The sequence below is a fragment of the Pseudoalteromonas aurantia 208 genome (genome assembly GCF_014858725.1).
Lineage (GTDB): Bacteria > Pseudomonadota > Gammaproteobacteria > Enterobacterales > Alteromonadaceae > Pseudoalteromonas > Pseudoalteromonas aurantia.
Genome location: NZ_AQGV01000009.1, coordinates 145,726 through 171,927 on the forward strand (window position 1 = coordinate 145,726; position 26,202 = coordinate 171,927).

Annotated in this window: 8 protein-coding genes; all 8 read right to left on the minus strand. The window is 44.1% G+C overall.

From position 1 onward, the window contains the following. The 8 genes from rnr to PAUR_RS00725 all read right to left on the minus strand — a co-directional run bounded on the left by rnr (position 1) and on the right by PAUR_RS00725 (position 26,199). Positions 1 to 2,478 (minus strand): ribonuclease R, encoded by a 2,478-nt coding sequence (rnr, locus tag PAUR_RS00690; RefSeq protein WP_192505922.1) that lies wholly within the window; start codon positions 2,476 to 2,478, stop codon positions 1 to 3. A gap of 132 nt (positions 2,479 to 2,610) precedes the next feature. Then, a complete protein-coding gene (locus PAUR_RS00695) occupies positions 2,611 to 6,693 on the minus strand; it encodes an OmpA family protein (protein WP_192505923.1) in 4,083 nt (1,360 codons plus the stop codon). Continuing rightward, entirely contained in the window at positions 6,686 to 12,952 is a 6,267-nt protein-coding gene (locus PAUR_RS00700) for an SdrD B-like domain-containing protein (RefSeq protein ID WP_192505924.1), read from the minus strand. The genes PAUR_RS00695 and PAUR_RS00700 overlap by 8 nt, the downstream gene beginning before the upstream one ends. Next, positions 12,949 to 14,094 (minus strand): SdrD B-like domain-containing protein, encoded by a 1,146-nt coding sequence (locus PAUR_RS00705; RefSeq protein WP_192505925.1) that lies wholly within the window; start codon positions 14,092 to 14,094, stop codon positions 12,949 to 12,951. Before PAUR_RS00705 ends, PAUR_RS00700 begins: the two co-directional genes overlap by 4 nt. Next, positions 14,091 to 22,010: an SdrD B-like domain-containing protein gene (locus tag PAUR_RS00710; RefSeq protein ID WP_192505926.1), complete on the minus strand. Its 7,920-nt coding sequence runs from the start codon at positions 22,008 to 22,010 to the stop codon at positions 14,091 to 14,093. Before PAUR_RS00710 ends, PAUR_RS00705 begins: the two co-directional genes overlap by 4 nt. 188 nt (positions 22,011 to 22,198) lie before the next feature. Continuing rightward, complete coding sequence (locus tag PAUR_RS00715) at positions 22,199 to 24,361, minus strand: hybrid sensor histidine kinase/response regulator (protein ID WP_192505927.1); 2,163 nt, start codon at positions 24,359 to 24,361, stop codon at positions 22,199 to 22,201. 135 nt (positions 24,362 to 24,496) lie between these two features. After that, a complete protein-coding gene (locus PAUR_RS00720) occupies positions 24,497 to 25,099 on the minus strand; it encodes a response regulator transcription factor (protein WP_192505928.1) in 603 nt (200 codons plus the stop codon). Beyond that, positions 25,096 to 26,199, minus strand: a complete 1,104-nt coding sequence (locus PAUR_RS00725; RefSeq protein ID WP_192505929.1) for a sensor histidine kinase — start codon at positions 26,197 to 26,199, stop codon at positions 25,096 to 25,098. The genes PAUR_RS00720 and PAUR_RS00725 overlap by 4 nt, the downstream gene beginning before the upstream one ends. Between the last annotated feature and the right edge of the window lie 3 nt (positions 26,200 to 26,202).

The window sequence follows — 26,202 nt, forward strand, 5'->3', positions numbered from 1 at the left end:
TTATGCTCCAGTGCTTTTACGTTTACGGGCGTTTTTACCAGGGCGCTTTGCTTTGGCTTTTTTGGCTTTAGGTTTTGCTTTGCCTTTAGTCACTTCAGCACTCGACGATTTCGCTTTTTTCAGCTTACCTTTCGGCGTGGTCTTTTTACCCTTACTCGGCTTTTTAGACGGCTTACTCTGCTCATCTTGCTGGTCTTTGCCGGGGATTTTACCTGCTTTTAGCTGTGAACGCACACTACTTGGCGCATGTTGTTTTGATTTAGTCTGTGGTTTTGCACGTCGACGAGCGTATCTATCAGGTACCGTCTCTCCCGCCAATACCAAGTTAACTCGACGCTCGTCTAAGCTCACAGACGCAACGGTCACAGTAAGCTTATCACCCAACCGGTAAACTGAGTGAGAGTGCTCACCAATTAGGGTATGTTTGGCCCCATCATATTGGTAGTACTCTTGCCCCAAGTTAGAAACATGAATTAAGCCATCAATTTGTAAGTCATCTAAGCGAACAAATAACCCAAAGTTGGTCACTGACGACACCACCCCAGAGAATTCATCTCCTACATGATCTTGCATATATTCACATTTGAGCCAATCAGCCACTTCTCGGGTCGCATCATCAGCACGTCGTTCAGTGGTCGAGCATTGCTCACCTAACCTATCGACTTCATCATTTTCGTAAACATAGGCACCCGATGTTTGCTGGCCTTGGCTTGCCAATATGCCTTTAATCGCTCGATGAACCACTAGATCAGGGTAACGGCGGATAGGCGATGTAAAATGCGCGTACGCCGACAGCGCTAATCCATAGTGTCCAATGTTGTCAGCCTGATACACGGCTTGCTTCATAGAGCGTAATAACATGGTCTGGATCAATTCTTTTTCTGGGCGGTCACCCAATTGTGCCAGCGCCGCCGTTAATTCTTTTGGCTCAGGCTCGTTAGGCAGTAAACTTTCAATGCCTAAATCATTTAAAAATTGTCTAAAGTGACTGAGCTTTTCTTGATCCGGCTCATCATGAATACGATATAGCGCGGGTGCTTCATGTTTTTCTAATAATTTAGCCGCTGACACATTGGCTAAAATCATACATTCTTCAATCAGCTTATGCGCATCATTGCGTACCAAGGGCACAATAGACTCAATTTTGCGATGGGCGTTAAACACAAAGCGAGTTTCAACGGTTTCAAACTCTATGGCACCTCGTGTCTGACGTGCCGACTTCAATGCCATATACATTTGCTGTAAATCAGTCAAATGCGGCACAACCGCGGCATATTGTTCGCGCAGTATTTCATCACCTTGCAAAATAGCATGTACTTTGGTGTAAGTGAGGCGTGCATGTGAGTTCATGATCGCTTCGCAAAAACGATAACCAGACAACTTACCCGCTTCAGAGACCGTCATTTCTGCCACCATGCATAAGCGGTCGACTTCTGGATTCAGTGAACACAGTCCATTCGACAGCACTTTAGGAAGCATCGGGATCACTTGCTCAGGAAAATACACGGAGTTACCGCGTTCAATGGCTTCTTTATCCAGTGCACTGCCTTTTGGTACATAATGAGATACATCGGCAATGGCGACCCATAGGCGCCATCCACCTGACTTTTTACGTTCGCAATAAACGGCATCATCAAAGTCGCGGGCATCTTCACCATCAATGGTGACTAACGGTAGCTCGCGTAAATCAACCCGCCCGGCTTTATCAGCTTCATCAACAAACTCACCATGTTTCGCTACTTGTTCTAACACCGCTTCAGGCCATACATGCGGAATGTCGTGATTACGTAACGCCACTTCAATTTCCATGCCTGGCGCCATGTGGTCGCCAAGCACTTCAAGTACTTTACCCACCGCATTCATTTGTCTGCTTGGGCTTTGTGTGATCTCAACCTGCACCATTTGATTATGACGCGCACCATTTTCACTGCCTGGTAATATAATAATGTCTTGGGTAATGCGTGGATCTTCTGGCACCACAACCGCAGTGCCATGCTCAACGAAATAACGTCCAACAATTGGTGCACGCTCACCTGCAAGTACTTTTATAATACGGGCTTCGACTTTACCGCCAGAACCACGGCTTGCTGCTTTGGCTAAAACAATGTCGCCGTGCAAAACCATATTCATTTGATGTTTTGCAACAAACCAGTCTTTAGGTTCGCCTTCCACCACCAAAAATCCAAAGCCATCACGATGCCCGATCACTCGACCTTTAACCAACCCATCATCGGTTGGGATCACATAACGTTTAAACTTATTGAAATGTAATTGACCGTCACGTTCCATTGCGCGCAAACGACGTTTAAAGGCTATTTGCCGCTCTGATTCGAATACATTCAAATCACTACAGAGGTGACTAAAGGTGGCCGCTTTTGCTGACACTTTTTTAATGTGCTCTAAAATAAATTCACGGCTGGGAACTGGGTTTTCGTATTTATCTTGCTCTCGGCTAAGGTAAGGATCCTGTTTTGACATTCACTATCTTGTTAATGGAGTTATGTCGTTATTTTAACCCAAAATCGAACAATGAGACAGCCGCAGACAATGAAAGTTTTGTGTAGCCCAGTAGCACTGCTAACATACCGACTGGGCCAGTGCGTTTATTTGTTAAAATTTTCCGGTTAAATTTATAAACCAACCTTTTGAGTCATAATCAAAATCCGTTAAATCATCAGAGAACTCGGTAAAATTATAACCAATACCTACTTTCATATGCTCGCCGATATGGCGATGAATGGCTGCAAGTGCACCGCTACGCTCGTCTTGCGCACGATCGACAGCTAAATTACGCCACTCTATGGTTGCATCCCAGTTATGTGCTAAGTGATAGTCTGCTCTGAGTACATGCAACTGAGCAGTTGAGTCAAACCAAGGTCCTGCGTCGCGCCCTAATCGCACCTCTCCTGTACGCTGAGCAAACTTAGCACCCACTCGCCAACGCGAAGTTAAGCGGTAATTCACATCAACTGACCATACCGTACTACGTTGCTGTGGGGTGTTATCTAAGCCAATGCCATTGAGTTGCTGCGCGGGTGCTAAATCTTCTAAATAAGTCACACTCGCCATCGCGGACCAAGGGCTTGCTTCTATAGGACGATAAGCAAATCCTAACTGAAACTCCGTAAAGTCACTGTTTAAGCCACTATTTTCAGTTTCAGCATTACTCTCACTTATTGCCGTATCAAAACGTAACTGCGCTCGCCAATCAGGTGACAACTTAGCGGTAAAGTTATGCCGCATCAGCCAGTTAGTACGCTGCTCATCATCAGTGCTGTCTTGGCGGTATTCTAGCGCGCCCGACCAGCGCAGGCCTTGGTGTAAATACCCTACCCCTAACGTGACGCTGTCTCGCGCCAATTGACCTTGCTCAAATAAATCTATGTCGCCATTTTCAAAGCCAACCTGCACTTGCCAACGTTCGTTAATGCTATGATCAACGCCATAAGCGTGCGTGATGCCCGTTTGACGATCATCTTTTTGGAATTGTTGCTCACCATACACACTGGTTGAATCACTAAAACGATGTCGAGCACCCGTTACCCATTGACGCTGTTGACGAGAATTGAATAAGTCATCTCCATCAGGGTCTAATTGATAATTGAGATATACATTGCCTGACGCACTGTAAGCATAATCAACCCCAGCAACAGCCGCAAAGCCTTGCTTTGCTTGAGATGTTTCGCCTTTGAATGTGATCGCTTCAGAAATCTGAACCTCTCCCCCAAAGCCAATTCGATCATTGGCCTGACGCGTTACTTCTTTATCGAGTGTGCCTTGCACAAACCCATACGCTAACCAGTCTGTTTTAGGATTATATTGCAGTTGTACAGCTACATCCTTGCGCTGACCTTCATCTGCTTGCCCTACCACAAGTGCATTTGCAGATGATACAGCATGTAGCTGCTCACGCTTATCCATGCGGATCCCTGTGCTCACTTGCCATTGCTCAGTCAATTCGTGTGCAATGTCTAGCTCAACCGCTTGGCGATGATAACGTGCTTTCACCTTATTCTCGTCAGCTTTAAGTTTAACCTGCGTATCTGCTGTTGCTTGCCAAGTTAATAAAACCCCAGCGGTTTGTGCTTCATCGGCATTGACTTGACCAAGCCCCGCAAAGCCTTGTTGTAGCTTTTGCCAATACACATTGACTTTGCCATCGTTATTTAACCCTAATTCGTGCCATGTAGAGGCAGCTTCAACACGCATTCCTTGTGCATTCGTTGGCGTGTCAGCAGAGTGTGTATTATCAAAACTAAAGCCTCCATTAAAAGTGCTTAACGCACTCGCGATACCTTGTGTTTCAGCCGCTTCAACTTTCACATAACTGTGTTCACTGTGCCGATATATCGCATCCAAACCATATAAGTTATCATCATATTCATCGAGCTTTTGCTGACGTACTGTTGCGCCGATTTGCACTTTGTCGTTTAACCATTGGCTAATACGGCCACCATAGGTCAAATTATTCAGCTGCGAAAATCCTGCGCTGTATTCATAATTAGCGATTAAATAGGTGGGGTTGTTATCTAAGCTCGCAGCACGGACCAATAAGTCATCAAATTCAAATGACGACAAAGGTTTGGTGAGTAATATACGCCCTTGCAAAGCATCAATATCATAATCTTGCCCAGCCACTAATGCTCGACGTACTAACACTAACCCAGAGATTTTATCTCGTACTTCAACGGCTACTTGCTCAGAGCCAATGACAATATCTTGATGTTGAAGGTAATAAAGCGAGCCTCCGGTGGCCCTATGCGTTTCATAAGCAGGTAGGGTTTCAGCTTCAGCGACAAATAACTCGGCACCAGCGGTATGTTCACCAAACTGTGTTACATCAGCACTCACATACTTTGCCTGTAGACCGTATAAACCACGCTCTACTCGGCTTAACTCTGTATCGCTTATTTGCGTGTTAAAGTTACCCCATAAAACCTGATTATCATCTTTGGCAATTTTTAAATACAGCTTACCATTACTGGGCGCATCATCTCGTGTGGTTGAGTCATCACCAAATTCACTCGGATGGGCTTGCTCTTCCAAACGCCTGAATAAGCTTTTAGGATCTTTTTGATGAATGTTCGAAAATAGCTCGTTAAGAGGCGCTTCACGGGTATCGATTCTTGCTGTGACTTGGTACTCGTCTTGCCATTTTCCTGTGATGTAGCCAGCCAAACGGCCATCAGCAAATAGCTCACCACCTTTATGTTGAGTTTTATTGAGTAAATCAACCGGTCCATTATGGCTATTTTGTCCAACCGTTAAGTCAGCCATCGCTACATAAAACCAATCACTTTTTGGTAGCGCTAAATCTCGGTGGATCAAAGTGCCATTGCCATCATCATCCAAAACAGCCACTTCAGCACGATGAAAGCCGGAACGAACAATTTGCTGATGGACAAATTTACGCTCGCGGGTGATAGCCACCACACGACCTAAAAAGAACACATGGTGCTGCTCTGGCACTTGCTCGCCATATAACGTCAGCGTGCCTCCTGCTACTTTGATATTTTGCTTTTCTAATTGAGACTTGCCATAGCTTGTCAGTAAGTAGCCTGTTACTTTTTCTGGCTCTACCGCAAATTTAGGCCGAAAGTCTGCACTATTGAGCACTGTTTCGTCGAAGCGGCCGCTATTGTCATACACTCTCAATCGGTACGCTAAGCTCATCCCGAGTAAGTTACCGGGTAAACGCCACTTCCCCTCCAAATTATCATTGAGTGACACCTTACTGAGTACCTGCTGATCATCCGGCGCCATAACCAAGACTTCTGCATATTTTATAAAACTGCTGTAGTTACTGTAACCCTTCAAATGCATCATCAAGGTATTACCCGATTGGGTTAATGCATGTTGAATACTGAGCTTAGGCAGTGCCTCAAGTGGATCGTATTTCAATTGCAGCTGCATTTTTTTAAGCGCCACATCTGCACAGCGTTGTTGATCAGCATTATTGGCGCTATCACCAGACGCAAACGGTTGTCCATCCAGCGTAATGGCCATTGCGGGCTGTGGTAACATGGGGTTGTCACATATTAGCTGTCGTTGTGGCCCAGCTTGTATCACTGTTTTGGTTGTGGTTTTTTCTTCAACATACACCGCTATCACTTCAACGCGGCGATTTCGCGCCATACCCGCTAAAGTGGCGTTACTGGCAATAGGTTCGCGGTTTGAGCGCCCATCAGTGGTAGTCGCATCATTTTTTAGCCCTAATTGCTGGCGGAAGTAGCCAGCCACAATATCCGCTCGATGTTCTGACAGGCCCTGATTGGTTTTATAAATTTTCTTCGCATTCGGGCTGAGCCGTTGGCTGTCAGCATGGCCAATGAAGTGTAATTTTAATTGTTTTTTTCCGCGAAGCTGGCCAATGATAAAATCCATTTCTTGTTTTGTTGAGCCGGTTAGAAAGTGCTTTCCTGACACAAAACGAATGGCAGAATCTTTCACGTAATTGGCTTTTTTTGCCACTTGCTCAGTGTGTGGTTGTTCTACCTCTTTGCCACTGACCGGCACCAGCGCGTGTAGCACAAAGTGTTTTTGTACTAATTGCTGTTCAGTATTGCTGCCGATGCCAGTACTTCGCACCATGTTATATTCTAAGCTCGCTGCCAAAGCGACACTGCTCATGTTGCAACTCAGTACTGCGATTACTGAAACCGATACAGGGTTTAAAGCACGTAACTTAATCATAACCTTCCCCCATATTTACGCTCTGATGCTGCGAAAATACCGATTCAACTATTTCTTCTTCCACAGTCAAGGTGTGATCCTTATTGCTGTCTTGCCATTGTTCAACAAGCCATTCTTTTAGCTGCGTAACGCGCTGTTGTGCTATCTCATAACCTTCATTTTTAGCATCACTGTATTCCAGTCTTATCACCACATCGGTTGATGCAACGGCATCCAGTAGTTGATTTAACTGCGCCCGATAGTTTGCTTTGATCTGTCCATTTTCAAATGCTTCATCACTTAATTGAATACGTGCCACACGATGAATGCTGGCAGCAAAATTAGCTTCCACATTTTTACCTCGCGTAAGACGCACCACTCGAGGGTTTTCTGTCGTCACTCGATACCCAGACGGTAAACTGCGCGTATCAACTTTAATGATGAAGTTGCTACCACGACTTTGATGTGGCACATCGGCACACGCAAGGTGGTAACGACCATAGTGATCTGTGGTGATCCAAAGCCCTTGTGCTGTGGCTAATTTAACGGCTGGTAAGCCGGGTTCTTGGGGATCATGAATGCCATTACGGTTCATATCGTCAAATACTTGCCCGGTCAAATCACTACAATCCATGATTGAATCAGGGATCACACGCACTGTTGCACTGGCTATATTTGAAATGCGCTTAGTATTTAAACCATTAAATTGACCACCACTAAACTCAGCCCATGCTTGGTTGACAAACTTGCCTTCACTCACACCAGCACCAACCACAACCAGTAAATCAATCAGCACAATTTGCTGAGGTGACAAGGTGCGTCCATACCAACGCAACTGACGTCCCATTTGTTGCGGTTCCATAAATTGCCCGTCAATGCGAGCGCTCCCTGCGACATACTTAAACCCAGCGGGAAGCTGATCAATAAAATCAACTGGGTTAATGCTTATTTCAGCACGATTATGAATGGCAATTTGATATGGGATCAGCTCACCAATCACCACATCTTGTTTCAGTGCTTTTTTACTCACTTGCACCATATTTTCATCATAGGGATCTAATGGAATATGGTTATTAACCACATTACCTGATGGCAGTTTTGGCTGAATGAAAAAACGGGTGTAGTACTGGGTTGAATCCATTGCGGCATAAATGCCTTGTGAATCGCTAGGACATGCCAAAGGATCATGTTTTACCGCCGCTAATGTCGGCGCCGTATTTACTCTATGTATCGTCACAGGTAATTCATGAGCACCGACTTTCAGCTGCACATCACATACCGGTAACTGTTTTGACAGACCGCTATAATAACCACTCGGTGAAGTTACCTCTAAACGGTATTCTCCAGCTGGCGCTTGTGCAAATAATAAGAATTGATAAAAACCATCATCCCCAGTGGTTTGCTCAACATTCGGCTGCCCACCCACCAGGTGTAAATCAGGATCAAACCCCACTGGGCCTGTGATCTCAATTTTGGCACCTTGTATTGGCGTACGTGAATTGACATCGTAAATCACCCCTGATGGATCAACTGGAAGAGATTGCTCAGACACATGCTCTCCGGCACTGAGCACAATATTTAAAATAGTGCCTTTGTCTGTATTGGTATCAGGATTATTTGATACTGGAATGCCATAAATCACGCCTCCCTGAGGATGACGAAAACGCACTTCGTATACCCCCACAGGTAAGCCTTCAAATCGATATTTACCACTTTGATCAGATTCAACAACCGCTAGCGGTTCAGAATCTAGTTCGTTAGCTTCACCATTTAATTGATCAGGTAGTAACTCAACTAACCATCCAGCTTGGCCGTTACCATCATCATCAGCACGGTTATGGTTGTTATCTTGCCAAACTGCACCGCTGATCGTCGCCGGATCCATTAACTGTTCGCCAAAGTTATACGCTGTAGCATCAGTAATATGGCGCTCTATGATGATTTCACTGATTTGGTCGTCGCCAATTCTCGGGGCAACGACTCCCCCAATACTGCCTGCGGCTTCTTTACCATCTTGGGTATTTTCTGGTTGCGTTTCTGTCAATGCAAAGCCATTTTGATCTGACAGGGGTAAATTACGGATCTGATAACGACCATAACGATCTGTGATTGCGGTACGTGACACACTCTGATTGTTTAAATCTACACCTGAAATATGAATCGCAACATCACTTAAGCCAACTTCTGAACGCTGTTGCTCGCCATCATCGTTTAAATCAACATACACCGTACCGGCAATATGACTGCCACGCTCAGCAAAGTTGTATCCAACGCCCTGCTCTCCCAGTCCTAAGGTTATATTTAAAAAACCATCATTTTGCACATCGCCGCCAAGAGACCCCAATTGCTCTTTCCCATCGAGCCAAGCTGTTGGATGTGTTTGAATTACCTGATAAACACCTGGGCGTAAGAAATCAAACAAGAACGTCCCTTGATCATTACTGGTTGTGACTATTTCTACCGCTTCATTATCCGTTGTTACTCCTGACAGTGTGAGGGTAACACCACTAATACCGATGGTTTCATCGTCATCAAGAAGCCCATTTTCATCACTGTCTACCCAAACGGCGCCCCCTATAGAGGCTTTCGGTAATTCAGCAAAATCGAAATACGCATAGTTTTTTGTGCCTAACAACTGAGGTGTGGTGATAATATCTTGGCCTTTAGAGTTGGCAACTAATTGTGCCATAGCCATTTCTTGGCCATCCACGTACTGCTCAGGTTGTAGCTGTTCAATCACATACCCTTGTGCTGAGCTAGGGGCTAAATCAGTAAACTGGTATTCACCCAATTCATTAGTTCGTGTTTCATGCTTAACTGCTTCACCGCGATAGTCACTCCCTGATAAAGTGATCAAAACATCACTAATAGCAAGCGCTTGATATTCATTTTTACTTAATAGTGCCGGTAGTTTGGCATCGTCATCCATATCAACGAATACTCTTCCTTGCAATTCGATTGCATAACGCTCAGTAAAGTTATTGTTGATTAAATCGCTGCCAGGCCATACCTGACCAAGTAAAATCACGTCAGTTTGATCACTGTCGGCAATACGCTCACCGCCTAAGGCATCAAAGTTATCAGCGTAATTATTGGGTTGAACTTGACTCAGTTGGTAGCCTTGATGATTACTTGGTGGTAACTCAGTGAATTGATAAAAACCGCTTACATTGGTTTGCACTGATAATTCAATGACTTCGCTATTGATACTGATACCACGTAACGTTATAGCGACGTTCGAAATACTGCGCTCCTCTGAGCTAAGTAACAAATTATCGTCAGTATCAACAAACACAAAGCCACTAACTTGTGACAACGCTAGTTCAGCAAATACCAAGCTATCAACATCTTGTGAGGAATCGAGCACAATATTAAACACGTCATTCTCACTGGTTTGAATTTGACCTGCGAGAGACTCTAGGCCGTCATACCAACCATGAGGCTGTATTTGCTTAATTTGATAGCCACGAATATCACTGGCAGGCAAATGCTCAAAAATAAATGTCCCATTTGAATCACTGCTTACACTGTGGTTAACAACCTCGCCATAACGTGATGTACCCGTCAGTTTAATCTCAACATTGGCAATACCAAGTTCACTGCCTTGCTGTAAACCATCATGATTAACATCACTTATCACCACACCGCTGATACTTGAATTAGCTTGCTCTAACTCAGTAAATAAGTAGCCGCTTTGCTGAGCACTTTGTGCAACAGCAATATTGCTAATTTGATCATTATCAACAGTTATCGCGCCTTGTTTATAATCAAGACCATCCAAATACTCCGCTGGCTGAGACTGGACCAAACGATACCCTATTGGATTCGAAGCATATAACTGCTCAAAATTAAACTCACCATTGCTGTTGGTTACGGCCGTTGCTTGTACTGCACGGTCAAATATATCCGCCCCTTGCAAAGTCACAGTTACATTTGCTAACCCACTGTCTGTTGCCTCAAATTGACCATTTTGTTGTTGATCAACAAAGACGCGCCCAGTTATTACCGCATCATTAACGGGTGCTAACTCCGTAAACACTGCAGTTAATACATTGCTGCCCGTTACACGCAACTGAGCAATAAGATCGGTATTGTCACTGTTGCTTATTAAGCTGTCTTGCACATAGTCTTTACCATCAAAGTGATATGCAGGTTGTATTTGGGTAAGTAAATAACCCTGCACATCAGACGCATAAAGTTGTGTAAATGACGTTCTACCTTGACTATCTGTCAGCGCACTGAGATTTACCCTCTCACCCAGTATATTCTTACCCGATAAAGAGATTTCTGTATTCGCCAAAGCCGAATCTATCGTATCCAACTGACCATTTTGATTTTGATCTGCAAACACGATGACATTGATAACACTGTCGTTAGCAGGTAATTTTTCGGTTAAATCAACATGTGTAGTACTTGAGGTGCTAACACTGACTGTAACAACATCATCAGGATTGGTTTGTTTGGTATGATTCAGGTAGTCTGCACCATCAACATATATCTCTGACTGTGTATGAGTGAGTCGATATCCCGCACTATTGGCAGCATATAACTGAGAAAACTCAAACTGACCCAGACTATCTGATGTTGTATTCAATGATACTTCATTATCAAATAAATCTTTGCCTGCTAATTTAATTTCATAGCCAGAAAGCATTTTGTCATTAGCACTAAATTGACCATCTTGCGCAACATCAACAAAAATAGTGCCTGTAATTTTGGCATCATTGGCAGGTAACTGCTCAGTAAAATCTAACCGAATATGTGCTGAGTTTACCAATGCCATATTATCAACCACATCACTTTTATGGCTATTACTAATCGCCTTAGATGCTAAGTAATCAATTCCATCATTGTACAAAGAAGGGTGAACCTGTTTTACTGTATATCCTTGGCTATTCGAGGCAAATAAGTTATCAAATACGTAGTTACCCTGCTGGTCGGTAGTGGTTTTTAAATTCACCTCACGACCTAGAATATCTTGGCCTGAAAGGATCAGTTCCACGCCAGAAATATGTCTATCTTGAGACTGCTCGGTTCCATCTTGCGCAACATCAACATAAACTCGGCCACTGATCTTTGCTTCATTCTTAGGATGCTTTTCAGTAAATAAAACTACGCCTTTCGCTAACGCAACCTGATGTAATTTAATTCCATCTTGCTCTTTAACCACAGCGCCCGATAGGTAATCTCGCCCATCTAAATAAACATCGACCTTTCCTTGCGACAGCCAATAACCGTCAGGCGAGGGCTGGCGTAACTCTGTAAATACAAACTCACCATTAGTATTTGACGTTGTACTTACTTTAACATCAAAGCCAAATTCATCTTTTCCTGATAACTCGAACGAAATATTTACCAAGCCTTTATCGTCGCTACCAAATACTCGATCTTGATTAACATCTAAAATCACTCGACCTTCAAGCTGCAAACTCCCAGCATTGGCTTGCTCGGTAAAGATCACTTTACTTGGTTTACCAATCTTGATGATCTTGACGACGTTTTTACCCGCATAGGTATTCTTTATGCCATCAAGGTAATCTTGGCCGTCTTCGTAACTGGGTGTGTCTGCGCGCGTCACCACATATCCATCAGAATTCGGTTGGCGCAGTGCCGTAAAACTAAATGCACCATTGCTATCTGTGTTGGTGCTCAATGACACTGCGTTGCCAAATTCATCTTTACCGCTTAGCGTGACTGCAAGGCTTGGGATCGCCAGATCTTTAGGCTCTTTAACACCATTTTGATTGCCATCAACAAACACCGCGCCCTCAACACGGGCTTCACCCGCATTAGGTAGTTCAGTAAAGATCACCTTACTCGGTTTACCTACTTTAGTGATCTTCACCACATTTTTACCCGCATGGGTATTCTTGATACCATCAAGGTAATCTTGGCCGTCTTCGTAACTTGGCGTATCTGCGCGCGTCACCACATATCCGTCTGTATTCGGTTGGCGAAGCGCGGTAAAACTAAAGGCACCATTACTGTCAGTGTTAGTGGTCAGTGACACAACGTTGCCAAATTCATCTTTACCGCTCAGCGTGACTGCAAGGCTTGGGATCGCCAGATCTTTAGGCTCTTTAACACCATTTTGATTGCCATCAACAAACACCGTGCCCTCAACACGGGCTTCGCCCGCATTTGGTAGTTCAGTAAAGATCACCTTGCTTGGCTTACCCACCTTAATGACCTTCACCGCGTTTTTACCCGCATAAGTATTCTTTATGCCATCAAGGTAATCTTGGCCGTCTTCGTAACTTGGCGTATCTGCGCGCGTCACCACATATCCGTCTGTATTCGGTTAGTATTCTTTATGCCATCAAGGTAATCTTGGCCGTCTTCGTAACTTGGCGTATCTGCGCGCGTCACCACATATCCGTCTGCATTCGGTTGGCGCAGTGCCGTAAAACTAAAGGCACCATTGCTATCTGTGTTGGTGCTCAATGACACAGCGTTGCCAAATTCATCTTTACCGCTCAGCGTGACTGCAAGGCTTGGGATCGCAAGATCTTGACTTTCCTTCACGCCATTTTGATTACCATCGACAAACACAGCGCCTTCAACTCGGGCTTCACCAGCATTAGGTAGTTCGGTAAAGATCACCTTGCTTGGTTTACCTACCGTGGCTACCTTCACCGCGTTTTTACCCGCATAAGTATTCTTTATGCCATCAAGGTAATCTTGGCCGTCTTCGTAACTTGGCGTATCTGCGCGCGTCACCACATATCCGTCTGCATTCGGTTGGCGAAGCGCGGTAAAACTAAAGGCACCATTACTGTCAGTGTTAGTGGTCAGTGACACAGCGTTGCCAAATTCATCTTTACCGGTAAGCGTGACTGCAAGGCTTGGGATCGCAAGATCTTGACTTTCCTTCACGCCATTTTGATTACCATCGACAAACACAGCGCCTTCAACACGGGCTTCACCCATATCGGCCAGCTCGGTAAAGATCACCTTGCTTGGTTTGCCTACTGTGGCTACCTTCACCGCGTTTCTACCAGCATGGGTATTCTTCACACCATCAAGGTAATCTTGACCATCTTCATAGCTGGGTGTGTCTGCGCGCGTCACCACATATCCGTCTGCATTCGGTTGGCGAAGCGCGGTAAAACTAAACGCACCATTACTGTCGGTGTTAGTGGTCAATGACACTGTGTTGCCAAATTCATCTTTACCGGTAAGCGTGACTGCTAGGTTGGTGATCGCCAGATCTTTACCTTCTTTTATGCCATTTTGATTGCCATCAACAAACACCGCGCCTTCAACTCGGGCTTCACCCACATCTGCCAATTCCGTAAAGATCACCTTGCTTGGTTTACCTACCGTGGCTACCTTCACCGCGTTTTTACCCGCATGGGTATTCTTGATGCCATCAAGGTAATCTTGACCGTCTTCATAGTTTGGTGTATCTGAGCGTGTCACCACATACCCGTCGGCATCGGGTTGGCGCAGCGCCGTAAGTTTTGGTTACCATCAACAAACACAGCGCCTTCAACACGGGCTTCACCCATATCGGCCAGCTCGGTAAAGATCACCTTGCTTGGTTTGCCTACTGTGGCTACCTTCACCGCGTTTCTACCAGCATGGGTATTCTTCACACCATCAAGGTAATCTTGACCATCTTCATAGCTGGGTGTGTCTGCGCGCGTCACCACATACCCGTCTACATCCGGTTGGCGCAGTGCGTCAAATTTAAATACACCATTGCTGTCTGTGTTAGTGGACAGTGACACGCTGTTACCGAATTTATCTTTGCCGCTCAGCGTGACTGCAAGGTTGGTGATCGCGAGATCTTTACCTTCCTTTATGCCATTTTGATTGCCATCGACAAACACAGCGCCTTCAACTCGGGCTTCACCAGCATTAGGTAGTTCGGTAAAGATCACCTTGCTTGGTTTGCCTACTGTGGCTACCTTCACCGCGTTTTTACCCGCATGGGTATTCTTGATGCCATCAAGGTAATCTTGCCCATCTTCATAACTTGGCGTATCTGCGCGCGTCACCACATATCCGTCTGCATTCGGTTGGCGAAGCGCCATAAAACTAAAGGCACCATTACTATCAGTGTTAGTGCTCAATGACACGGCATTGCCGAACTTATCTTTACCGTTCAGCGTGACAGCTAGGTTCGGGATCGCCAGATCTTGTGATTCCTTTACACCATTTTGATTGCCATCAACAAACACCGTGCCCTCAACACGGGCTTCGCCCGCATTTGGTAGTTCAGTAAAGATCACTGTGCTTGGTTTACCCACTGTGGCTACCTTGACTGCGTTTTTACCCGCATAGGTATTCTTTATGCCATCAAGGTAATCTTGGCCATCTTCATAACTGGGTGTATCACCGCGCATCACCACATATCCGTCTGCATCCGGTTGGCGAAGCGCAGTAAAACTAAACGCACCATTACTGTCGGTGTTGGTGGTCAATGAGACACTGTTGCCAAATTCATCTTTACCGTTCAGCGTGACAGCTAGGTTCGGGATCGCCAGATCTTGTGATTCCTTTACACCATTTTGATTGCCATCAACAAACACCGTGCCCTCAACACGGGCTTCGCCCGCATTTGGTAGTTCAGTAAAGATCACTGTGCTTGGTTTACCCACTGTGGCTACCTTCACTGCGTTTTTACCCGCATAGGCATTCTTCACACCATCAAGGTAATCTTGGCCATCTTCATAGCTGGGTGTGTCTGCGCGCGTCACCACATACCCGTCTGCATCCGGTTGGCGCAGTGCGTCAAATTTGAATGCACCATTACTGTCGGTGTTAGTAGTCAGTGACACTGCGTTGCCAAATTCGTCTTTACCGCTCAGCGTGACTGCAAGGTTGATGATCGCCAGATCTTTGCTTTCTTTCACACCATTTTGATTGCCATCAACAAATATTGACCCTTCAACACGGGCATCACCGACATTGGGCTGCTCGGTAAAGATCACCTTGCTTGGTTTACCTACCGTGGCTACCTTCACTGCATTTTTACCCGAATAGGTATTCTTTATGCCATCAAGGTAATCTTGGCCGTCTTCATAACTTGGCGTATCTGCGCGCGTCACCACATACCCGTCTACATCCGGTTGGCGCAGTGCGTCAAATTTAAATGCACCATTACTGTCAGTGTTAGTAGTCAGTGACACTGCGTTGCCAAATTCGTCTTTACCGCTCAGCGTGACTGCAAGGCTTGGGATCGCCAGATCTTGTGATTCTTTAACACCATTTTGATTGCCATCAACAAACACCGTGCCCTCAACACGGGCTTCGCCCGCATTTGGTAGTTCAGTAAAGATCACCTTGCTTGGTTTACCTACCGTGGCTACCTTCACCGCGTTTTTACCCGCATGGGTATTCTTGATGCCATCAAGGTAATCTTGGCCGTCTTCATAACTTGGCGTATCTGCGCGCGTCACCACATACCCGTCTACATCCGGTTGGCGCAGTGCGTCAAATTTGAATGCACCATTACTGTCGGTGTTGGTGGTTAATGACACTGCGTTGCCAAATTCATCTTTACCGCTCAGGGTGACTGCAAGGCTTATGATCGCCAGATCTTGTGATTCTTTAACACCATTTTGATTGCCATCAACAAACACCGCGCCTTCAACTCGGGCTTCGCCAGCATTTGGTAGTTCAGTAAAGATCACCTTGCTTGGTTTACCTACCGTGGCTACCTTCACCGCGTTTTTACCCGCATGGGTATTCTTGATGCCATCAAGGTAATCTTGGCCGTCTTCATAACTTGGCGTATCTGCGCGTGTCACCACATACCCGTCTACATCCGGTTGGCGCAGTGCGTCAAATTTGAATGCACCATTACTGTCGGTGTTGGTGGTTAATGACACTGCGTTGCCAAATTCATCTTTACCGCTCAGGGTGACTGCAAGGCTTATGATCGCCAGATCTTGTGATTCTTTAACACCATTTTGATTGCCATCAACAAACACCGCGCCTTCAACACGGGCTTCGCCTGCATTAGGTAGTTCGGTAAAGATCACCTTGCTTGGTTTACCTACCGTAGTGATCTTCACCACATCTTTACCCGCATGGATATTCTTGATGCCATCAAGGTAATCTTGACCGTCTTCATAGTTTGGTGTATCTGAGCGTGTCACCACATACCCGTCGGCATCGGGTTGGCGCAGCGCCGTAAAACTAAAGGCACCATTACTGTCGGTGTTGGTGCTCAATGACACTGCATTGCCGAACTTATCTTTACCGGTCAGGGTGACTGCAAGGCTTATGATCGCCAGATCTTGTGATTCTTTAACACCATTTTGATTGCCATCAACAAACACAGCGCCTTCAACACGGGCTTCGCCAACATTAGGTAATTCAGTAAAGATCACCTTACTCGGTTTACCTACCGTGGCTACCTTCACCACATCTTTACCCGCATGAGTATTCTTTATGCCATCAAGGTAATCTTGGCCGTCTTCATAACTTGGTGTGTCTGCGCGCGTCACCACATACCCGTCTACATCCGGTTGGCGCAGTGCGTCAAATTTAAATACACCATTGCTGTCTGTGTTAGTGGACAGTGACACGCTGTTACCGAATTTATCGTTACCCGTTAGCGTGACTGCAAGGCTTGGGATCGCCAGATCTTGTGATTCCTTTACGCCATTTTGATTGCCATCAACAAACACTGAACCTTCAACACTTGCGTCACCTGCAAGTAACGTTTCAGCAAATAAGTTTCCAGACGATGATTGATTTGCAGTAAGCGTAATATTACTGATCACATCACTGTTGTTGCTTCCAGATATAACGCTATTATTGCGACTATCAAACCCATCTTGATAACCCGATAATTGACTTTGCTTAGACTGTTTTAACTGATAAGTGCCTGCTGATAAATCTTCAAAAACAAATTCGCCGCTAGTGCCGGTATTTTTTAACAACGGGCCAATGTTTTTACCGGTGCTCTCGGTACCACTTAATTCAATAGTGATACCTGAAATCCCCGGGTCTGTTGCCGCTTGTAATACGCCATCATTATTCGCATCGAAGAACACCTGCCCAGAAATATTTCCTTTACTCAATGGAAGTGTGAGGTCATCTCGATTATTGCTAGAATTAACATCAAATCCTTTGGTTTCAATCCATGCATCGTTGTATAAAGTGCTGCCAGAGGGAAGCGATTTCAATTTGACTGGTATCGTCGCTGTTAAGGATTGTCCTTTCGCGATTGTATCGACAGTACACCTCACCCGGGTTTTCGCGCTCGATTCTCCCGATTTAATCGCTTGGTCGGTCACACAACGTCCACCAGCAATTGAAGGTGTGCCAGCCAATTCAAGGTCATGGCTTAAATAATCATAAATGATATTATCTGCGGCATCACCAGGACCCGCATTTCCCACATCAAGAAAGTAATTAAACACGCTGCCCACAGCGACTTTGCTCAGTGAAGCCCGTTTTATTAAAGATAAATCAACTGCAACTCGAATAGAGGTTTGCTCTGCTTCGCTATTGTTTGCAGTGATTGGATCATTTTCATTTGAGAAAATACGTGCTGTGGTCGCACTCACTTCACCGGTTGTTTTTGGTCGAGATAACACTTTAAAATAAAGATATCGCGTATAAATATTATCCTCAGAGCCATATCTATTTTCGCGTAATTCAAACTCAGCCAAATCATTCCCTGAGTTTTCAGGTCCTTTACAGGTGATGGTGTGTGCAGAGGAGATCAATGTATTGATGCTATTACATCGCGCTTGTGCCACTGTACAACCAGTTTTTGCACTGCCATCACATAAAAATTGGAGCTGTTTATCCGCACCTGATGGTGTCATGGTAAAATCGTAACCTACACCACTGGCAACCGATAAGTCGCCGGTATTATCAAATAAATATTCAAGGTCAACTTTATACACGAGTACATTATCTAATGAACCCGGAAACGCACGAGGAGCCGGATACCATGCCACAGGATCCGTAACATCGTTATTTTCAATTTTTAAGTTCGCGTTTCGTACATTGACCTGCAGTGAGGTTACTTTTGTGTTGTTATCTATATTAATATCGTTATCAATATTGGCTGCTGTAATGTTAGATGTGCTGGCCAATATCCAGCTTTTTCTGTCGTGGTAACTTTTTGGTCGCAGTTTAATCGTGACAGTTTGAACTTCATTTCCAGTCAAAGTGCCTATCGGGCAACTCAATACATTACTGGCATTAAAGGTACATATATTCGCTTGTCCTGCCCGCGAGAACACACTACTTATAAATTGAAACGTTCTCCCAGATGGCGGCGTAAAGGTATGCTTTAGCACCACATCAGTTGCGGTTGTGGCACTCATATTCGACACTTCAAGCGTTAACAAAGCCTCATCACCACTTAAAATAGGAGCGGTAGCATACGAGGCGAGTGTAATACCTACATCAAATTTCGGCACAACTGGTACAGATACATTGCTTTTATTATTACTGGTATCTGTATCGACATGGGTTGAAGAACTGACCTCAACGAGGTTGTTTAAATTGCCATTGACCGTAATGACGGGTCGGCTCACCTGCATGGTTAAAATTAACTTGTCGCCGACTTTAAACTGTTGGCTATTACCTAGCCGACAAGTTATGGTGCTTACGGTATCTTGGTACTGACCTGCATCACTTCTTGCACAGCTAAATGTTGCGCCAAGCTGGCTACTGGCGCTCGCTGCAAAGCGAATACCGGTTTCAACCTTGCCCTTTTTTGCCTTAAATGTACCCGCAAAAGTATCTTTAATTAATAACGCACTAAGCCCATCACCAATGACGGTGTCACCACTGACATTCTCCACCACAATTTGATAACTTAGCTCACTCTGCGCCGCAGATAATTGACTAAGATTGGCTGTTTTAGTGACTTTTAAATCTGCAGACACCGCTGAGCGGATTGTTGCTGACTGCTGAGCACTGCCCGGCAACCCATTATGATCCGTCACGGTTGCGGTATTCTTCAAATTCCCTAGCTGTTTTGCATTAGTGGTAATGGTAAGCAATGAGGGCGGACTGGCTTTGGTGACTGGGATCCCTTGCCAACTACCAGAGCTCGACTTTTGATACAAACACGTAACTGTCCCCCCCAGCCCCTCTCCCGAATGACTACAATGCCAGTTTTCACCATAACTTCCGGTTGCGACAAAAGACTCTCCACTGGCGAGTACATCAACAACTTTCAATGTGCCTTGTGTCGGTTTATCAGCATCATTAGACACCGTCACTGTGATTGCACTACTAATATTCTCTCCTCGACTAACCAAACTGGTATTCTTTGTAGTCGATGCAAATTTATGCTTAGAAATTGTAAGCGTCATAGGGTTTACAGGCGCGTTACCCCACCCTTCATAGGTTGCAGTTAAATCCGTTGCTAATGCGCTATGCTTCACCACAGCAATATTTCTGGGTCGTTCTGTTGTATAAGGGCTACGAGCCGTGATCACCACTTCAGCATTTGAACTAACACTGATATCCCCTATACATTTCACCTCATCAGGACCTTGTTGTGGGCACGTCCAACTATCGCTATTATTACTTTTGATCACAGTCACTGACTCAGCTTTATAGCCATTAAGCAATGTATCAGACACTTCGACACCGACTGCCTTCGCACCACCTGAGTTGGTTACTTTGATCTTGAATTCAAAGCGTTTCCCCATGTAGTTTTTATTGTCCCATTGCAAATTACTCGACTTAGTGACACTCAGTGCAGGTTGCGCTCCAACCGTTTTAAACACGGCAGAAGCTGCCACCGATTCATTACTACTGTCATTTGAATCAAAAACAATATTGGCACGATTGGTAACACTGGCATTAGAGACCGACGCCTTTACCTTGGCTACGATCGTGGCACTTATACTATTGTTAGCCGTTAACTGCGCTGTGTTTGGCGTACACACAACCTGACTGCCTGCAGCCTGGTAATTACAATTAAAAGCTGTTGAAGAGTAACTGACAAAATCGACACTATCAGGTAATGCGTCAGTCAATGTTTTTACTGTCAAAGTTTGTGCTGAAGCATTGCGTGCAGTTAATAAAAAAGTGAGGGTGTCATTAGCATAATATGCTGATTTTGCTGAACTAATAGACTTAATCAAGATCATCTTCGCGGCAGTGCTTTTGACAGTTTTAATTTGTGCACTGGCGGTATTATTCGCTTGATTGCGATCTGTGAGATTCGCCGATACCAACGCATTATTTGTGTACGTTGCCTCGGTATTTGGTGCTTTGGCGGTAACTTTAAGCGTATCGCTCACTCCTGAGGCAACCGCCGTTTTATCACATGTGATTTTAGGTTGCGCCCCAGCCATATTAACCGAACAACTCCAACCACTGGCTTGTGCCACTGCCACATCACTGATTCCTGCGGCGAGTGTTAAAACAAATCGCGCAGAAGAAACCGTGTTTGGTCCATTATTCTTCACCACAATTTGATATTGGTGCGCCTCATTTGGCGTTAAAGAAAGAGGCCCCCAATAAGATGGCGTACCATTGCTTTTTAACGCTTTCAGTTCTACTGCCACATCAGCATGTTCTTTAACTTGATTGCTTACACTGGCTTGATTATCCGCGCTATTAATTTCTGCCGTTGCACTGCTTACACTGGATGTCGCTGTTACCGTACCACTGCCTAGCTGAGATAACTTTGCTTTGATCACGAGCGATTGTGATGCACTCACTGCAAGCTTACCTAAGCTACAGGTTAAAATTTGTGAGCCGCTACATGACCAACCATTACTATTGCTCACCGATGCTTCAGCCCAAGTTGCATAACTGGGAAGCACATGCTTTACGGCAACATTCGTTGCCTCATCAGGGCCATTGTTGGTAATGTTTAGGGTGTAGGTATAAGTTTCATTAATATAGACTTGTTGAGGCTCTGATCGTAACGATACAACTTTTAAGTCAGTACCCGCCACAATAGAAGTATTCTGGGTTTCTGCGTTATTTTGTAGTTTACTCGCATCTTCATTCGACGCCGACACGGACACCTCGGACGCAATGGTTTGCGCGGTATCTTTACTGGTTTTTATCGTAAATTGAACGCGTTTTCGCTTATCAAGCACATCAGTGCCGTCAATACTGACCCAATTACACTCAAGACGACTTTGACTTGCATTAAACTTACAGACAGCGTTGTCACTCGAAACAAAAGAAGTGGTGACTGGAATAAGAAAAATCAGTTGGACATTGTTAGCAACATCTTGCTCAACATTTTCAAAGTCAACTTGATAACGTATTTGTGCGCCGCGTGGCACCTTAGTATCTAGGTCAATAAAGGTAGATATTTGCAAATCCACAGCAAATACCTGAACACTGACAAGTATCAACCACAATGCACAAAACAATCTCTTCAAGTTAACTACCCCTAGATACTACATATTTTGAACACATTTGTGTGTTTCAATTTAAAGTACGAAAAACGGCGTAGATTTTATTGATTATAGGTACTGTAATCCAGTGTAATTTTGCGTTTTTATGGATATTAGTAAGAAAAGAATAAGGCTTTAGAATAAAAGCCCTACTTAAGGCGTGTTTGTATTTTTTAGGCTACAACTTTAGAGTGTACTGCCTGAAGCGCAACAATGCTTTCTTTAGCGAAACTATGCAACGCTTGCCAGTCAATTTTTTCTCCTCGTTGCAGTAACTCGCTCGCCAACTTTAACTCTTGACTAAGCGCTATCATGCCAAGCTCTTTGCTCTCTTGACCTACGTGTATTAATTTATCATGCAATATATCGTTCGCTTTGATATCCGCCAAGCCTTGTAATTGAGCAAACTCATAATCAAAGGTGTCTGGTAAGTACTGTAATTTGGTACTTAAAAACTTGATGTCCAACGATGTGCTTAATTGACGTAATACGTCTTCATCAACTAGTGCGCTATCCAGTACTTCAGTGCTTTGAGCCGCACAAACTTGTTCTAACACAGCAGATAAAGTACTTTGCGATACGGGCTTACTAATACAATACGTAATGCCATGTTCAAGATAAGCTTGCTGAGCCTGTTCATCAGCATCTCCAGTGAGTGCAATCACAGTGGGCGACACTGATAAATTCATCAAGCTAAACTCATCAACAAACCAGGATAAACCATGACCATCTGGTAAGTGCATATCTAGAAGAATAATATCGAACGGCTGCTGAACAACTTTTTTACTTGCCTGTGCTAAATTATGAGCAAATACAAAGTGTGCGCCTAATTCCGTTAAATAATGTTTAAGCACTTCTCTGTTTAATAAATTGTCTTCAACAACCAAGATATTACAAGCCAGCAGACCATTTTGATGGTTAGTATAACGCTCTGTTACGCCAATATTAATGGTGGGGTCAATTCGCTCCAGCAACAATTCAAAAAAGAACTCGGTACCACACCCTACTTGACTACGAACCTGCAGCTCTCCATTCATATTTTCAACTAATTGCTTACATAAGGACAAACCTAGCCCAGCCCCTTGTGCAACCGTTTGCTCTGTCGACACCGTCACAAAAGGCTCAAAAATATTAACTAAATCATCATCGTTTAAACCAACCCCCGTATCTGACACAAAGAATTGCACACTGTGATGGTTACTTCCTACTTGTTCAGACTTAACGGTGACAGTAACGCCCCCCTCAATCGTATACTTAATTGCATTTGAGAGTAAATTTTTCAAAATAAGCGTTAATGATTCCTTATCTGCTAAATAACTCTTTATAGACAATGCGCTTGTATCTAACGCGACGGATAAGTGCTTTTCTTTCGCTAAAGGTGATAATAAATCAATAATTTCTTGTGATACTTGTTGAATATCAACAATCGCGAGCTCATGAGGTTTGGTCTCACCTTTTGCTTGTAACAGCACTTGATTAGCCAAATCTGATAATGACATTGCAGCCCCAGTGATAATATCGCATAACTGGGCGTGTTTAAGGGGTTCTCGAGGTACGCTTTTAAGCATTTCAGCATGACCCACAATGGCATTGAGTGGTGTTCTTAATTCATGGCTAAGTAAGGTCAAATAGCGACCTTTTAGCATAGATGCTTTTTCAGCCGCTTGTTTTGTCTGTTCTACCTGCTCGGCACGTCGACTACTACATAATAAACTCAAAGAAAAGCAGAGTAATAAAGGGATTGCAATCACTGTTATGGTAAAGAGCTGATTACCAAAATTATTGGTCTGTAAGCTATCTGATGGCTGATATCCATCCAGCATCAATAAACGTAACGTAAAAATAACTAGCATGCCAATACATGCTAGTAAAAATGTCCACCGTGCAATAGTTGCTTCCGTGAGCTCGCTGACTTTACTTTGAAAAAGGGCATGAATACATAACCCGAGCGACAATGCCCAAACCAAATAATTTAAACATACTCTCACTATGAAGTTTGAATCAATAAAAGTGAACCAGATATATCCAGCGAGGTGAATTAACGACAATAATACCCACGGCCAATATTTTGACTTTATTTGAAAAAACCGTTCAGTTCCAAGAGTCAAAAAAACCAACCCTAGCAATATCAGGTGATTAGCAACAAAAACACGCCAAAAGTCTGATAATTGTGGTTGAGAAATCAATATGCAAGCTATCGCAACGCTGGTTACGAATAGCATCCACTGTTTGGTGCCTGCAATCGTGCGATGAATTAACCAATTCAATAACATAAACACCCCACAAACCGAAGTTGTGAGTGCTAATACTGGTAAAAGTAATTTTGGTTCTAACATCTAGCACTTAATAGTTAAGAATTAAGGATGAGTATATTATCAAAAAACATACCAATAAAAAGGTATTTTAATAAAAAGGTCGCTTTTAAATTAACATTACCAAAACCAAACCGTACAAATTAGCAACAATTTTCCCTATAACCAACCTTTTTGTTGCGCTATTCGAGCAGCATCAATGCGATTCGTTGCATTGAGCTTAGCGATCGCGTCTGATAAATAGTTTCTGACTGTGCCTTCACTCAAAAACAACGTATTGGCTATTTCTGCTGTTTTATACCCTTCGCTTGCCAAACGTAATGCTTTTCTTTCTTTACTTGATAACGGATCTTTTTCATCCAAAGCGGTGAGTGCCAATTCAGGATCTATGACCCTCTGGCCGCATATGACTTTTTTTAGAGTGCTAATTAAATACTCACTTGGCGCTTCTTTTAACACAAATCCTCTTGCACCACTGTCCATGGACCTTCGAATATAGCCAGAACGAGAAAAGGTCGTCATAATGACCGTATGACACTGCTCTTCCTTTTTTTGAATATACTCTAGTAATTCTAACCCTGTCATATTTGGCATTTCAATATCGGTTAATACAATATCAGGAGTCACAACGGATAAATGCTTGATAGCTTCAAGCCCATCAGCCGCTTCTGCAACTACTTCAATATCACGATCTAAGCTCAGCAATGCACTGATCGCTCCGCGTACAAGAGCTTGATCTTCAACTACCATCACTCTAATCATGCCACAGCTCCTGAAAACTCTACCTTCACAGTGAACCCTTGTTCAATATTAATGTCCACAATAGCACCGGCTTGATGTGCTCGTTCAATTAACCCGGAAAGCCCATTCCCGTGGGTGAAAGATTCAACTTTACCATCATCACTTATGCATAGCTGCACAGTGTTTTGCTGAGTTAATTTTAAATTTACTTCTCTTGCGTTACTATGGCGCAGTATGTTTGTCACCAATTCTTTGGCGATAAAGCATAAAGCACTCTCCTGCTCTGCCCCCATAGTTACTGACTCCACTTGCTGAACCACGTTAAATTGTGCCTCTTTCAAACGCTGCTCTAGCAAATTCAACTGCGCGTATAAACCAACTTGCTTTAATCCAGATACTGCTTCTCGTACATCACTGAGTAGCGCACGCGCTAAAGTCGCTACTTGTTGAGATTCATCACTGGCTTTTTCTTGCAACCCCGCATGGCACAACTTACTTGCTAACTCAGCTTTAAGTGCAATGCTAGATAAAGAATGGCCTAACGTGTCATGTAAATCGCGCGCGATCCTTTCCCGTTCTGCAATCGCTGCCAATTGCTCTAATTTTTGCTGATTTTTTTGGTGTAATAGTCGATGGACGCGCTCCCGATGCTCCATTAATCCAAAGCTAAATAAACCAACAGCAATGAGAGCCGAAGGTGCCCAAAAATAAAATGGCTCAGTGGTTATTAAAAACTCACTACTGAAAAAAATAAAGAGAAATAGCACCCCCAACATCAAGAAATTATATGGACGCCGGTAATTAAAACCACACAACGGCGCTATATAACCAAACAAAGTGCTCGTTCCTGATGTAACAAGCGTGCCACAGCTCGTCAGTAGCAACATCAGTATAATAATGGGCGTAACCTTAGTTCCTGGTGTATGAAGACCTGCACAATATAGAGCAACAAAACCTACATATATAAGCAATTGCGCAAGTAAATTTTGCCAACCTATCTCACTCCACTGGCCTATTATTGGTAAAAAGTAAAACAATGAAAATATCAACGGGCCAAGATTACGAAAGAACTTACTCGGATCTGCAAGTGTCATTTTATCTACAGGGAGGACAGGTTCCATAAC

Bases quoted from the DNA above. Each gene is read 5' to 3' on its own strand.
- rnr (WP_192505922.1), bottom strand. From the start codon at position 2,478: ATGTCAAAACAGGATCCTTACCTTAGCCGAGAGCAAGATAAATACGAA.
- PAUR_RS00695 (WP_192505923.1), bottom strand. From the start codon at position 6,693: ATGATTAAGTTACGTGCTTTAAACCCTGTATCGGTTTCAGTAATCGCA.
- PAUR_RS00715 (WP_192505927.1), bottom strand. From the start codon at position 24,361: ATGTTAGAACCAAAATTACTTTTACCAGTATTAGCACTCACAACTTCG.
- PAUR_RS00720 (WP_192505928.1), bottom strand. From the start codon at position 25,099: ATGATTAGAGTGATGGTAGTTGAAGATCAAGCTCTTGTACGCGGAGCG.
- PAUR_RS00725 (WP_192505929.1), bottom strand. From the start codon at position 26,199: ATGGAACCTGTCCTCCCTGTAGATAAAATGACACTTGCAGATCCGAGT.